Annotated in this window: 11 protein-coding genes and 1 pseudogene; 4 read left to right on the top strand and 8 right to left on the bottom strand. The window is 73.4% G+C overall.

Annotated elements, in window-relative coordinates; genetic code table 11:
• Positions 1-12 precede the first annotated feature (12 nt).
• Positions 13-1,659: a DNA repair helicase XPB gene (locus N8I84_RS18760; RefSeq protein ID WP_263230618.1), complete on the bottom strand. Its 1,647-nt coding sequence runs from the start codon at positions 1,657-1,659 to the stop codon at positions 13-15.
• A 115-nt stretch (positions 1,660-1,774) separates the two neighbouring features.
• Positions 1,775-4,378, bottom strand: a pseudogene (locus tag N8I84_RS18755) (helicase-associated domain-containing protein).
• 701 nt (positions 4,379-5,079) lie between these two features.
• Here N8I84_RS18755 and N8I84_RS18750 point away from each other — a divergent pair.
• Positions 5,080-6,084, top strand: a complete 1,005-nt coding sequence (locus N8I84_RS18750) for a hypothetical protein (protein ID WP_263230617.1) — start codon at positions 5,080-5,082, stop codon at positions 6,082-6,084.
• A gap of 79 nt (positions 6,085-6,163) precedes the next feature.
• On the opposite strand, the gene N8I84_RS18745 is transcribed toward N8I84_RS18750, so the two are convergent.
• On the bottom strand, positions 6,164-6,586 hold the full coding sequence (locus N8I84_RS18745; RefSeq protein ID WP_263230616.1) for a hypothetical protein: 423 nt from the start codon (positions 6,584-6,586) through the stop codon (positions 6,164-6,166).
• Positions 6,587-6,738: 152 nt separating this feature from the next.
• Between N8I84_RS18745 and N8I84_RS18740 the strand changes: the two genes are divergently transcribed.
• Entirely contained in the window at positions 6,739-7,356 is a 618-nt protein-coding gene (locus tag N8I84_RS18740; protein ID WP_263230615.1) for an HAD family hydrolase, read from the top strand.
• 19 nt (positions 7,357-7,375) lie between these two features.
• On the opposite strand, the gene N8I84_RS18735 is transcribed toward N8I84_RS18740, so the two are convergent.
• Complete coding sequence (locus N8I84_RS18735; RefSeq protein WP_263230614.1) at positions 7,376-7,630, bottom strand: hypothetical protein; 255 nt, start codon at positions 7,628-7,630, stop codon at positions 7,376-7,378.
• Positions 7,631-7,805: 175 nt separating this feature from the next.
• Between N8I84_RS18735 and N8I84_RS42745 the strand changes: the two genes are divergently transcribed.
• Complete coding sequence (locus N8I84_RS42745; protein ID WP_103845154.1) at positions 7,806-8,189, top strand: cold-shock protein; 384 nt, start codon at positions 7,806-7,808, stop codon at positions 8,187-8,189.
• Between the two features lie 25 nt (positions 8,190-8,214).
• Here the strand turns inward: N8I84_RS42745 and N8I84_RS18725 are convergent, their stop codons facing one another.
• The 4 genes from N8I84_RS18725 to N8I84_RS18710 all read right to left on the bottom strand — a co-directional run bounded on the left by N8I84_RS18725 (position 8,215) and on the right by N8I84_RS18710 (position 11,745).
• A complete protein-coding gene (locus N8I84_RS18725) occupies positions 8,215-9,069 on the bottom strand; it encodes a 1,4-dihydroxy-6-naphthoate synthase (RefSeq protein WP_263230613.1) in 855 nt (284 codons plus the stop codon).
• A complete protein-coding gene (locus tag N8I84_RS18720; RefSeq protein ID WP_263230612.1) occupies positions 9,066-9,809 on the bottom strand; it encodes a futalosine hydrolase in 744 nt (247 codons plus the stop codon). The genes N8I84_RS18725 and N8I84_RS18720 overlap by 4 nt, the downstream gene beginning before the upstream one ends.
• Complete coding sequence (locus N8I84_RS18715; RefSeq protein ID WP_103845157.1) at positions 9,779-10,240, bottom strand: DUF2771 domain-containing protein; 462 nt, start codon at positions 10,238-10,240, stop codon at positions 9,779-9,781. Before N8I84_RS18715 ends, N8I84_RS18720 begins: the two co-directional genes overlap by 31 nt.
• Before the next feature lie 71 nt (positions 10,241-10,311).
• On the bottom strand, positions 10,312-11,745 hold the full coding sequence (locus N8I84_RS18710; RefSeq protein ID WP_263230611.1) for an MFS transporter: 1,434 nt from the start codon (positions 11,743-11,745) through the stop codon (positions 10,312-10,314).
• Between the two features lie 377 nt (positions 11,746-12,122).
• Here N8I84_RS18710 and N8I84_RS18705 point away from each other — a divergent pair, with 377 nt between their 5' ends.
• Positions 12,123-13,043: a DUF3027 domain-containing protein gene (locus N8I84_RS18705; RefSeq protein WP_263230610.1), complete on the top strand. Its 921-nt coding sequence runs from the start codon at positions 12,123-12,125 to the stop codon at positions 13,041-13,043.
• Positions 13,044-13,135: the final 92 nt, after the last annotated feature.

The raw sequence follows: 13,135 nt of genomic DNA, 5'->3' as shown, positions 1-13,135 counted from the left end.
AGCTCCCCGGCCTCAGTTCTCCCCGGCCAGGATGTCGTCCGAGTCCATGATCCGGTACGCGTACCCCTGTTCCGCAAGGAAGCGCTGGCGGTGGGCCGCGAAGTCCTGGTCGATGGTGTCCCGGGCGACGACCGAGTAGAAGTGGGCCTGGTGGCCGTCGGCCTTGGGGCGCAGCACCCGCCCCAGCCGCTGGGCCTCCTCCTGCCGCGACCCGAACGTCCCCGACACCTGGATGGCGACCGTCGCCTCCGGCAGGTCGATGGAGAAGTTCGCCACCTTGGAGACGACGAGCACGCTGATCTCGCCCTGGCGGAAGGCGTCGAAGAGCTTTTCGCGCTGCGCGTTGGACGTCTCGCCCTTGATGACGGGCGCGCCCAGATGCTCACCCAGCTCGTCCAGCTGGTCGATGTACTGCCCGATCACGAGGATCTGCTGTCCGGCGAAGCGTCTGACCAGTGCCTCGGTCACCTTCCGCTTGGTGTCGGTGGTCGCGCAGTACCGGTACTTCTCCTCCGTCTCGGCGGTGGCGTAGGCGAGCCGCTCGGAGTCGGTGAGGTTCACCCGGACCTCCACGCAGTCGGCGGGCGCGATGTACCCCTGGGCCTCGATCTCCTTCCACGGCGCGTCGAACCGCTTGGGTCCGATCAGGGAGAACACGTCCGACTCGCGGCCGTCCTCCCGCACCAGCGTCGCCGTCAGCCCGAGCCGCCGCCGCGCCTGGAGGTCCGCCGTGAACTTGAAGACGGGCGCGGGCAGCAGGTGCACCTCGTCGTAGACGATGAGCCCCCAGTCACGGGAGTCGAACAGCTCCAGGTGCGGGTAGATGCCCTTCCGTTTGGTGGTGAGGACCTGGTAGGTGGCGATGGTGACCGGCCGGATCTCCTTCCTGGTCCCCGAGTACTCGCCGATCTCCTGCTCGGTGAGCGAGGTCCGCTTCACCAGTTCGTGCTTCCACTGGCGTGCGGAGACGGTGTTGGTGACGAGGATCAGCGTGGTCGCCTTGGCCTGCGCCATGGACCCGGCGCCGACCAGGGTCTTCCCGGCGCCGCAGGGCAGGACGACGACACCGCTGCCGCCGTGCCAGAAGTTCTCCACGGCCTGCTTCTGGTAGGGCCGCAGCGCCCAGCCGTCCTCGCGCAGCTCGATGGGGTGCGCCTCGCCGTCCACGTACCCGGCGAGGTCCTCGGCGGGCCAGCCCAGCTTCAGCAGCACCTGCTTGATCTGCCCGCGCTCGGAGGGGTGCACGGCGACGGTGTCCTCGTCGATCCGGGCCCCGACCAGCGGAGCGATCCGCTTGGAGCGCAGCACCTCCTCCAGGACGGGCCGGTCGGTGGTGCTGAGGACCAGTCCGTGGGCCGGGTGCTTGGTGAGGGTCAGCCGCCCGTACCGGTCCATGGTGTCGGCGATGTCGACGAGCAGCGCGTGCGGCACGGGATACCGGCTGTACTGCACGAGCGCGTCCACGACCTGCTCGGCGTCGTGGCCCGCGGCGCGCGCGTTCCACAGCCCGAGCGGGGTCACGCGGTAGGTGTGGATGTGCTCGGGCGCCCGTTCCAGCTCGGCGAACGGCGCGATGGCCCGACGGCAGTCGTCGGCCTGCTCGTGCTCGACTTCGAGGAGCAGGGTCTTGTCGGACTGGACGATCAGCGGACCATTCACGCGCGGCTGCCTTTCTGCACGGCTCTGCACGGATCTCTATGGCTCTGCGCGACTCTGCACGGCCAAACGTCCAGTGTGCCTCATAGGAGGACGATCAAGGCCGGCTCGCGGACGGTCACTCCTGGTCGTCCGCGAGTTCCGCGACCCCCGTGACCCGGTGCAGCGGGTAGGTGCGGACCTCGTCCGCCGTGTGGTCGTACGCCGTCACGTAGCCGCCCTCCACGCGGATGGGTGCGATGACGCGCTGGCTGGCGGCGCCCTCGGCGTTGACGTAGCCGATCCACAGGGAGTCGCCGGTGAGCACGGCGGCCTGCATGGTGGCGAGGGTCTCGGCGGAGGTGGTGCGCGGGAGGTCGCCGCCGGTGGCGGGGGCGGTGGGTTTGCGGGGGGCCGTGGAGGCCAGGTCGCGGCGCGGATGGCGCGCAGGGCGGCCGTGAGGAGGGTGGCGTCGGGGGCGGCGGGCCGTCCGGGACCGGCTCGGGCGGGGTGCGCGGCGGGGTGCGGTGCGCGTGGGCGCGGGCGATCAGGACGTCGCCCTCGGCGGACTCGGCGGCCGGGGCGAGCCCCATGGCGCGCAGCCCCTCCAGGAGGGTCGCCGGGTCGGTCTGGGCGGCCAGGACGGTCGGGGCAAGGCGGCGCAGGCGCAGGGCGGCCGAACGCTTGTCGGCGAGGATCTCGTTGAGCAGGGCGTCGTCGTCGCAGCGCACATAGGCCGAGGCTGCGCCCACGCGCAGGTGACCGTGCTTCCGCGCGACGTCGTCGATCAGATAGGCCAGCGGCTGCGGTACCGGCGTGCGGGAGTGGGCGGCGAGGAAGGCGTGCAGGTCGGACGCGGTGCGGCCGGCGTCCAGGGCGCGGCGGACGGAGGCGGGCGTGAAGCGGTAGACGGTCGCGCCGCCCTTCGACTCCACCTCCGCGAGCACGCCGAGCACGTCGGCCAGCGGGCGCTGCAACGGGCCGGGGGCCACCGCCGTGAGGTCGGCCTGCAGCAGGACGTGGTCCAGCGGTTCGGGCAGCAGCGGGGCGAGCAGGCGGGCCGCGCGGGACGCTGCCGCGGCCTGCTCGGCGGGGGTGAGCGGGGCGCGGGGCGCGGCGGGCCGGTGGTGCTGGTGGTGGACGGGGAGCTTGTCGCCGGGCCCGGTCGCGGCGGGCTCGACGGCCGGAGTGTGACCGGAGGGTTCCCCGATCAGGGCGCGGCCGTGGGCGGACAGGGCGCCGCGGCCGGTGACGCCGAGGAGTTCCGCCTCGGAGAGGGTCCACTGGGCGAGGCGGGTGCGCAGGTCGTCGGCCGGGGGCTGGGCGGCGGCGGGCTGGACGGCCGCGGGCCGGGTGCCGCGCGGGGGCCGCTCCAGCGCAGCCGGGCCAGGATCGACTCGGGGGTGGCCGCGGCGCCTTCCGGCAGCCCGGCGAGCAGAGTCAGGACCCGGTGGCGGACCTCGGGCGCCGACGAGCGGTCGAGACCGGGGCCGAGCGCGGACAGGGCGCGGTCCTTGGCGTCCCGCCCGCCGACCAGACCCGGGGTGCGGGTGGCGGCCAGCCAGGCGGTGGCGAGCCGGGTCCACCGCTCGGCGGCGGGGCGTTCCAGCCACTCGTCGTAGGCCGGGGTGGCCGCGTACCGCTCGTCGGCCTCGCCGTCCGAGGCCAGCAGGCCCGCCGCGTAGGCGAGTTCCACCCAGAAGGCGGCGACGGGCTCCGGCACGTCGAGGGCGACGGCCGTCCGCTTCAGATCCCGCACGCTGAGCCCGCCGGCCCGCAGCACGGACGGCCCGCCCTCGTCCCAGTCCTTCAGCAGCTCCTCGACGGTGGCGAGCGCCGTGTACGCCTGACCGGCCGCGGTCGCGTCCACAACCTGTGGACGGTGCGTGGCGGCGGGCTCCACGGCGGGCGGCAGCGGCTCGGGACGGCGGTGCGCCCGCCCGGACCGCAGATGCAGGGCGACTTCGCGGGGGAGCACGACGGTGCCGGGTGCCGTGGGCAGCAGCAGACCGCGGTCGAGGAGCCAGCGCAGACGTGGGGCGGGGTCCGGGGTGACCTGCCCGTACGGCGGCCCCCACACCAGCCGGTGGAGCACCTCGAGCGACTCGGCGGGTGCCGTGGCGAGGAGCGCGGCCATGCGGGCGCGGTCGCTGAAGAGGCCGGTGAGCGAGGAGACGGCGGACACGGCGTCGTGGGTGGTCGGCAGCCCGGTGGTGGTGAGGATCTCCTGGATCCGCCCCGGGGACATGCCGGCGGTGGCCTCGGCGACGGTGGGGCCGAGGCCGGTGGGGGAGGGGTGCTGCGGGGTGGGGGCGAGCAGCTCGCGGGCGGTGCGGACGAGGTGGAGCCGGTCGTCGGTGCCCCACACGAGGGCCTGCTCGCGCAGGGTGGCGAGGGCGTGGGGGACGGCCTCGGCGACCACGGGATCGGCCTCGGCGCCGCCGTCACCGGTCATGAGTTGGAGGAGTTCGCCGTACGACGCCGGGTCCCCGGCCACGGCGAGTGCCTCCGCCGTCTGCTGGGCGAACCGGTCGAGGCGCTCCAGCGCGCGGACGACGCTCGCGCGGGTGGCGGCGCGGGTGGCGAGCTGGGTGAGGTCGGTGGGGACCGGGGTGATGAGGTCCGGACGGGCGCGGAGGAGGGCGGCCAGCGAGGCGTCGTCCCGGGCGCGCAGGAATTCGGCCAGCGAACGGGGCGCACCGGTGCCGGCGGCTTCCTTACGTGAGCGCTCCTCGGTCGTCATCCGGTCAACGGTAGCGGGTGGCACGGCCCCACCGCGTGCCCCGACGGGGCAACCACCGACAGGATCCCACCCCCCAGGCCACGGGGAACTGCGCGATCAGCCACGTGCGGCCGGCAGCGGGGCACTCTTCCGAGCCACTCGGGGGTTGGGGGCGAAGCCCCTTGAAGGGGCGCGGGGAACTGCGCGATCAGCCACGTGCGGCCGGCAGCGGGGCACTCTTCCGAGCCACTCGGGGGTTGGGGGCGAAGCCCCTTGAAGGGGCGCGGGGAACTGCGCGATCAGCCACGTGCGGCCGGCAGCGGGGCACTCTCCCGAGCCACTCGGGGGTTGGGGGCGAAGCCCCTTGAAGGGGCGCGGGGAACTGCGCGATCAGCCACGTGCGGCCGGCAGCGGGGCACTCTTCCGAGCCACTCGGGGGTTGGGGGCGAAGCCCCTTGAAGGGGCGCGGGGAACTGCGCGATCAGCCACGTGCGGCCGGCAGCGGGGCACTCTCCCGAGCCACTCGGGGGTTGGGGGCGAAGCCCCTTGAAGGGGCGCGGGGAACTGCGCGATCAGCCACCCGCGGCCCGCAGCGAGGCACTCACTCGAGCCACCCCACTCTTCAGGCCGAAGGCCGACCGGGGGCCGGGGGGCGAAGCCCCCGGGTGCGGTTCGCCCCGGTACGGTACGGGGGAGATGCGGCGCCACCCCGGAGGGGCTTCGTGGGGATTGAGAGCGATCAGCTCGTCTTCGACTATCTGAGCCGGGTCGGAGACGTGGCCCAGCAGCGCCAGTTGCCGTCGGCCGCGCGCATGCGCCTCGTGTCCGAGTTGCGGAACGAGATCGACCGGCGGCGGGCGAAGGCCGCCGTCGACAGCCCCACGGCCGTCCGCCGGATCCTCGCCCGGCTCGGCACCCCCGACGAGGTCGTCGCCGCCGCGTCCGCCGACGCCCCCGCCGGCGCCACCGACAGCCGCCCCGCCTCCGTCCCCGTCCAGCGGGCGAACGACGCGGACGGCCGTCCCAAGGCTCCCAAGGGCCTGCGCCGGGTCGTACCCCGGCCACGCCCGGCCGGTCCCCCGCCCGCCGACACCTCCCGGAACGCCCCTTCCCCGCCCCACCTGGCCGGTGCCCACGAGCTCGGCGACAGCGCCGTCCGTCCCGACTGGTGGCGCGTCGGCGGCGGGCCCGCCGGCGCGTTCGAGGCCGGTGACGGCGTCCCCGGGTTCGTCGGCGGTGTGGAGATCCCCGAACTGCTGAAGCCGCCGCCGCGCGACCCTCCGAAGCCGGAGACCGAGCGGAAGGACCCGGAGCCGGTACCGGCCGCGGAGGCCGCCCCCGCCGCCGAGGGGACCGCAGCCGCCCCTGCCTCCCGTCTGCCGCGTCTGACGGGATGGCGCAACCCCCTGCTGCTCCTCGCCGCCGGTCTCCTCGTCGCCGGCGCCGTGCTCGGCAACTGGATCGCCCTCGGGCTCGGTTGGCTCATCGCCTGGGCCTCCCGTCGGCTGACCCCCACCGAGTCCAAGTGGGCGGTCATGGGCATGCCCGGCCTGGTCGCGGCCGCCGGCATCGTCTGGCTGTGGGGCCGCACGGACGGCCGCTGGGGCACCCCCGTCCCGGAGGGGCACATGAACGACGCGATCGCCCAGACCTGGCCCTGGGTGGTCCGCGGCGCCGCCGTCGCCTCGGCCCTGTTCCTGGTCTGGCGCTCACAGCGGCACCGGTGACACCGCAAAGGCCCCGGCTCACGGGAGCCGGGGCCGTTCATTACTAGATCCTCCGTTATTCCTCTGCTCCTCTGCTCCTCTACTCCTCCGTGCCGGTGTCTTCGCTCCCGCTCTCCTCGGCCGCGCCGGTCTCGGGTGCTTCAGCCCCGGTGTCCTCGGCCGCGGTGGTCGCGGGTCCCTCAGCCCCGGTCTCCCCGGTCTCCCCGGTCTCCCCGGTCGCCCCGGTCGCCGTGGTGGCCTCAGGTTCCCCAGCCCCGGTTTCTCCGGTCTCCTCGGTCGCCGTGGTGGCCTCGGCTCCTCCGGTCGCGGTCTCCCCGGCCGTCGTGGCCTCAGGCCCTTCGGTCGCGGTCTCTTCGGCCGCGGCGGTTTCCGGTTCCTCGCCCCCGACGCCCTCGGCCCCAGTGGTCTCGGGCTCTTCCGTCCCGGTGTCCGGCGCCTGCTCGGGGGTGCTCTCCGCCTCTGTCCCTTCGGCCGCAGTGGGCTCCTGCTCGGTGTCGCTCACGTGCTCACCGCCTTCCCGTGCTGACAGGCAGGAAAGGGCTCAGGTGTCGTCCCGTCGGACGACCGTCGTGATACGGAATTCACTACTCATGATGTCACTGATGGGATGATTTGAGCCCTTTGGGCATGTTCTCCCCTGGAACAATCGCCGACATGACCTCTCACGCCCTCACCGTCGGCTTCGACCTCGACATGACGCTGATCGACTCCCGGCCCGGAATCCACGCCTGCTACCAGGCACTCTCCGCCCGGACCGGCACGTACATCGACGCCGACCTGGCCGTCACCCGGCTCGGGCCGCCGCTCGCGGAGGAGCTCGTGAACTGGTTCCCGGTCGAGGAGATCGACGCCGTGGCCGACCTCTACCGTGAGATGTACCCCACCATCGCCATCGCGGCGACGCCCGCCCTGCCCGGCGCCCGCGAGGCGATCGACGCCGTACGGGCGGCCGGCGGGCGCGCGATCGTCGTCACCGCCAAGTACGAGCCCAACGCCAAGCTGCACCTGGAGCACCTCGGCATCGAACCCGACGCGGTGATCGGCGACCTGTGGGCCGAGCGCAAGGCGGAGGCCCTGCTCGACCACGGCGCGGCGGTCTACGTCGGCGACCACACGGGGGACGTACGCGGCGCCCGTGCGGCGGGGGCCCACTCCGTCGCCGTCGCCACAGGCCCCTGCGACGCCGACGAGCTGCGGGCCGCGGGCGCGGACGTCGTCCTCGCCGACCTCACCGAGTTCCCGGCCTGGCTCGCGACGTACCGGGCTCGGTAGCGACCCGCTACCGCCACCCCTACCGCTGCCCCGCTCCGCGCGCCTGCCTGCGCCCCTCCGCGATCGACTGCAGCACCCCGGCCCCGGCCATCAGGAAGCCCACTCCCATGAGCATGCACAGGCCGTACATGTATGTCGGGAAAGGCTTCGTCCCCAGCAGCAACGGGGCCACGGTGACCAAAGTGGACACGGCCCCGAGGAAGAACACGATGGCGCCGGCACGGATCAGCCGGTCGCCGGCCGCGGCGGAATTCGCTTGGGTTTTGTCACGCACTGGACCAGGGTAGTTCCCACCGCGAGGAACCACTCAGCGACGTCTTGTCACCGGCCCGGGGACCATTAGCCTTGGTACCGGCGGGTCCGCGCGGCCCGCTGCAGTGCTCTCCAGAGCAGTTTTCCGAAACACTTTGCAGACGCAGTTTCCGACGAGTACGAGGACGAGGACAGACGTGCCTACCGGCAAGGTCAAGTGGTTCAACAGCGAGAAGGGCTTCGGCTTTCTCTCCCGCGACGACGGCGGCGACGTCTTCGTCCATTCCTCGGTTCTCCCCGCCGGAGTGGATTCCCTGAAGCCGGGACAGCGCGTGGAGTTCGGGGTGGTCGCCGGCCAGCGCGGCGACCAGGCCCTGTCCGTCACCCTTCTGGAGCCGACCCCCTCGGTCGCCGCCGCGCAGCGCAAGAAGCCGGACGAACTGGCGTCCATCGTCCAGGACCTGACGACCCTCCTGGAGAACATCACCCCGATGCTGGAGAAGGGCCGCTACCCCGACAAGGCCTCCGGCAAGAAGATCGCGGGCCTGCTGCGCGCGGTCGCCGATCAGCTGGACGTCTGACCACGCGCACAGGGCACCGGCCCCGTCAGGGGAACGCGAGCGCATTCGGGCCGAGGGGCGGAACCAGCCCCTCGGCCGCCGCGCGTGTGAGCAGGCCCCGGACCGCCGCGTAGCCGTCCTCGCCCAGGTCGGCGGTGAACTCGTTGACGTACAGGCCGATGTGCTGGTCCGCCACCGCCGGGTCCATCTCCTGGGCGTGCTCCATGACGTACGGGCGTGAGGTCTCGGGGTCGTCCCAGGCCGCCCGTACGGATGTGCGGATCGAGTCGGCGAGCAGCTTCAGCGCGTCCGCGCCCAGCGACCGCTTGGCGATGATCGCGCCCAGCGGGATCGGCAGGCCGGTGGTGTCCTCCCAGTGCTCGCCCATGTCCGCGAGCTTGTGCAGAGCGTAGTTCTTGTAGGTGAACCGCGCCTCGTGGATGACCAGCCCCGCGTCGACCTTCCCGTCCCGCACGGCCGGCATGATCTCGTGGAAGGGCATGACCACGATCTCCCCGACCCCGCCGGGGACGGTGTCCGCCGCCCACAGGCGGAAGAGCAGGTACGCCGTGGACCTCTCGCTCGGCACGGCGACCGTCTTGCCGGTGAGATCGGCCCCCTCCTCGCGCGTGAGCACCAGCGGCCCGCAGCCCCGCCCCAGCGCGCCGCCGCAGGGCAGCAGGGCGTACTCGTCCAGGACGTACGGCAGGACGGCGTACGACACCTTCAGCACGTCGAGCTCGCCGCGCTCGGCCATCCCGTTGGTGATGTCGATGTCGGCGAACCTCACGTCGAGCGCCGGCGCGCCGGGCACGCGGCCGTGGGCGAGGGCGTCGAAGACGAACGTGTCGTTCGGGCAGGGGGAGTAGGCGATCTTCAGGGGCTCGGCGGATGCGGTCATGCTGACTCCCAACTCTCCAATACGGGCGCTAGCTTCCCGAAGCCCTCCGTGAGGGCCGTGAGCGCGTCACCGATGCGCCAGGCGGCGCGGTCGCGCGGGCCGACCGGGTTGGAGACGGCCCGGACCTCCATGACGGGCGTGCCGTGCGCGGCGGCCGCCTCCGCGACCCCGAACCCCTCCATCGCCTCCGCGAGCGCCCGCGGATGCCGGGCCCGCAACTCGGCGGCGCGCACGGCGCTGCCGGTCACGGTGGAGACGGTGAGCACGGTCCCGGCCGGCGCCCCGGTGGCGGCGACGAGCTCTCGTACGAGTGATTCCGGCGGCCGATGGCTGACGGTCCCGAAGCCGAGTTCGGTGACCGGCAGGAAACCGTCTCCTGTCTCGGCGCCGAGGTCGGCGGCCACGATGTCGTCGGCGACGACGAGCGAGCCGACGGGCGCGTCGGGCGCGAAGCCGCCTGCGATGCCGGCGGACACGACCAGGTCGTAGGGGGTGCCGTCGAGGGCGGCGGCGGTGAGCGCGGTGGCGGTGGAGGCGGCGGCGAGGGCGGGCCCCACCCCGGCGGCGAGCAGGTCGTAGGCGCCGGTGCGGTGCAGGGTCACCCCGGGGAGCCGTACCTCGGCGGCCGGGGATGCGAAGGCCCCGGCCACCGCGTCCCGTTCCACGGGGACCGCGGTGGCCACCAGGACCCGCGCTGGGGAGGACGTGATCAGGAAGCCTTCTCGAGCTTGAAGGACCACAGTCCCGTCACCTTGCTCTCGCCCTCCTTGATGGAGACGAGCGTGGAGTTGCCGCTCGCCCCGTACTGGGCGTTGAAGAACACGCTGCCCGGGATCGTGCGGTAGGTCTTGGTGCTGGACTCGGTCAGCGGCTGGCCGTTCATCAGGATCGTCCAGCCCTTGTCCGCGATGGCCGGGTCGACGCCGAAGCGGACCGTCTCGTCGGGATCGACCTTGATCGACTTGATGTCCTTCGACTTCAGGCACTTCGCCAGATCGGCGGAGGGGACTTCCTTGCCGTCGTTGTAGCAGTCGGTCTGGGAGCTCACCGAGTTCGTGCCGACCGTGATGGTCGCCAGCGGCGAAGGCTTCTCACAGGCGGACAGCAGGAGCAGTCCGGCGGAAACGGCGCCGAAGGCGGCTACGGCGCGACGGGAACGCAGTGCGGTCATGGCCGAAGGCTATCGGGCACGGCCGGAGCGCCCCCCACGCGGGGTGGACGACGTGCCGCCCGCTCCCGCGATCAGGCCCCGGGCACCCGGGCCGGGGCCGTGCCCTCGCGCCGTGCCGAGGTCAGCAGTGCCCGTACCGTCGGCAGCCAGCCCGTCGCGACGATGGCCGCGCCGACCGAGAGCCCCAGCACCCCGTTGAGGGGGAGCACGATCCCGATCGCGCCGCCCAGCACCCACGCCATCTGCAACAAGGTCTCCGAGCGCGCGAACGCCGACGTGCGCACCAGCTCCGGCACGTCCCGCTGGATCAGCGCGTCCAGCGCCAGCTTGGCGAGTGCCTGCGCGAACCCGGCGACCGCCGCCAGACACGCCACCAGGAACGCTCCGAAGAACACCGCCGCGGTGATCGCCGCGCCCAGCACGATCGCCACCACCGTCACGATGATCACTTCCGGTGCGCGCGACCTCAGCCAGGCGCCGACGGCCGTACCGAGCGCGTTGCCCGTGCCCGCCGCCACGCCCACGATGCCCAGCGACACGGCCGCGCTCTCCCCGGTGAGGGGGTGCTCGCGCAGCAGGAAGGCGAGGAAGAAGATCAGGAAGCCGGACAGGGAGCGCAGCGCGGCGTTGGCGACCAGGGCGTGGATGACGGCGGGGCCCACGGTACGCAGCCCGGGCCGGCGTGAGGCCGCCTTGCGCTCGGGGCCGTGCAGATGCTCCTCGTCCGAGGCGAGCAGCGCGCGGTCCTCCCCCTTCGCCGAGTCGACCTTCGGCGGGAGCGAGAACGACAGGAACGTCCCCGCGACGAACAGTACGAAGGCGCCGTACAGCGGCCAGCTGGGACCGACGGCGTGCAGCGCGGCTCCGACCGGGGCGGCCAGCCCGGTGGCGAGCAGGCCCCCGAGGGTGACCCGGGAGTTGGCCTTCACCAGGGAGAAGTGGGGCGGCAGCAGCCGTGGCACCACGGCGCTGCGGACGACGCCGTACGCCTTCGACGCGACGAGGACGCCGAGCGCCGCCGGGTACAGCTCCAGGCTTCCGCTCGCCACCGCCCCCGAGATGATCAGAGCGAGCAGGGCGCGGGCGAGCATCGCGCCCGCCATCGCGGCCCGCCGGCCGTGCGGGAGGCGGTCGAGGAGGGGGCCGATCACGGGGGCGAGCACCGTGAACGGCGCCATGGTGATGGCGAGGTAGAGCGCGACGCGCCCGCGGGCCTCGTCGGTCGGCACGGAGAAGAAGACGGTGGAGGCGAGGGCGACGGTGATCATGACGTCGCCGGCGCCGTTCACCGCGTGCAGTTCGATCAGCTTGCCGAGACCGGACTCGCCCGCGCCGTGCGCGTGCGTGGCCTTCCGGATGCCGCGGGCGACACCGGTGAGCGGACGGCGCACGGCACGGCCGACCGCGCGGACGGGCCCGCCGAACCGGCCCGAACCGCCACCTCGGCTGCGCCCCCCGACCCCACCGACCCCGGTGGTTCCCTGGGACGACCTCGCGGCTGCCACCCCGTCATAGTGCCCCGAGAAGCGCGGGTGTAGTGCCGTTACCGCACGTACGGGATCGACCGGTGTCGTACAGGGGGCGGGACGCGCCCGCCTGGAGGGGCCGCGGCGACACGTCCGGAACGGCATGCGGAGGGCCGGGCTCCGGGAAAGCGCAGCGACTCGGTGTGGGCGCCGGGGCTCGGAGAGGGTAGCGTGCGTAGCGCGCCGTGGCGATTGTTCTCGGCCGCGCGCCTGAAATCCATCCCGCAGAATGGATGGTGTGGGTGCGCCCGAGCGCGATCGGGCGCGGACGTCGACGCGGCCCTCAGGTCCGCTCCGTCCGCACCCAGCCGAGGAAGGGCGCACCCGTGAGACGGCGTAGGAGAGAAGCGATACCTGTGAGCGCGACAACGCGAAGCCGCACCCCCGACCGCCTGTGCGCCGAGGCGATCGACCTCGCACGTACCGCCGCCGAGGAGGCCGCCGCGCCCGGCGTCGTCGGCGAGCACTCCGGGATGGTCTCCGAGGGTGACCGTGTTGTCACGCACTTCTTCGAGTGCAAGGAACTGGGGTACCGGGGCTGGCGCTGGGCGGTGACGGTCGCGCGGGCCTCGCGCGCGAAGGTCGTCACGGTGGACGAGACGGTCCTGCTGCCCGGCCCCGACGCACTGCTCGCCCCGGAGTGGGTGCCGTGGAGCGAGCGGCTGCGCCCCGGCGACCTGGGTCCGGGCGACCTGCTGCCGACGGACGCCGAGGACCTGCGCCTGGAGCCCGGCTTCACCGGCGAGGAGGAGCCGCCGCCGAACGCGGCGGTCTCCGGCGAGATGGCCGAACTGGTCGAGGCGGAGGACGCGGAGGTGACCGGCGGGACCCCGGCGAACCTGCCGATCGCCCCGTCGCGCGGTTCGATCTCCGCGGTGGCTGAGGAGCTGGGCATGCGCCGCGCCCGGGTCCTGTCCCGCTATGGACTGCACGTCGCCGCCGACCGCTGGGAGGAGGCGTTCGGCGCCAAGACGCCGATGGCACAGGCGGCTCCCGCCTCCTGTGTCTCCTGCGGCTTCCTGGTCCCGATCGGCGGCTCGCTCGGACAGGCCTTCGGGGTGTGCGCAAACGAGTTCTCCCCGGCGGACGGCCGCGTGGTCTCGCTGTCGTACGGCTGCGGCGGCCACTCGGAGGCGGCGGTCATGCCGAAGACGCCGCGCCCGGCTCCGCCGGTGGTCGACGAGACGAAGGTCGAACCGTTCCCGCTGCGGCCGTCGCCGGAGGGGTCGGTGCCGGCGGTGGCGGACGAGTCGTCGGCGGAGCTGGGACACTCCTAGGAGCACGGCCGGAGCCTGGTCCGGCATCACCGGCCCGTCTGGGGGTCCCCCCTGCTCGTGGAGCTTGGGGGAGACCTAGGACGAGCCCGTTC

It is taken from the genome of Streptomyces cynarae, from assembly GCF_025642135.1.
GTDB lineage: Bacteria > Actinomycetota > Actinomycetes > Streptomycetales > Streptomycetaceae > Streptomyces > Streptomyces cynarae.
The sequence above is the reverse complement of the archived record's forward strand: the minus strand, read 5'-3'. Positions and strand labels throughout refer to the sequence as shown.

Coding starts and splice junctions, on each gene's coding strand:
- N8I84_RS18740 (WP_263230615.1), top strand. CDS start 6,739: ATGACCTCTCACGCCCTCACCGTCGGCTTCGACCTCGACATGACGCTG.
- N8I84_RS18725 (WP_263230613.1), bottom strand. CDS start 9,069: ATGACCGCATCCGCCGAGCCCCTGAAGATCGCCTACTCCCCCTGCCCG.
- N8I84_RS18715 (WP_103845157.1), bottom strand. CDS start 10,240: ATGACCGCACTGCGTTCCCGTCGCGCCGTAGCCGCCTTCGGCGCCGTT.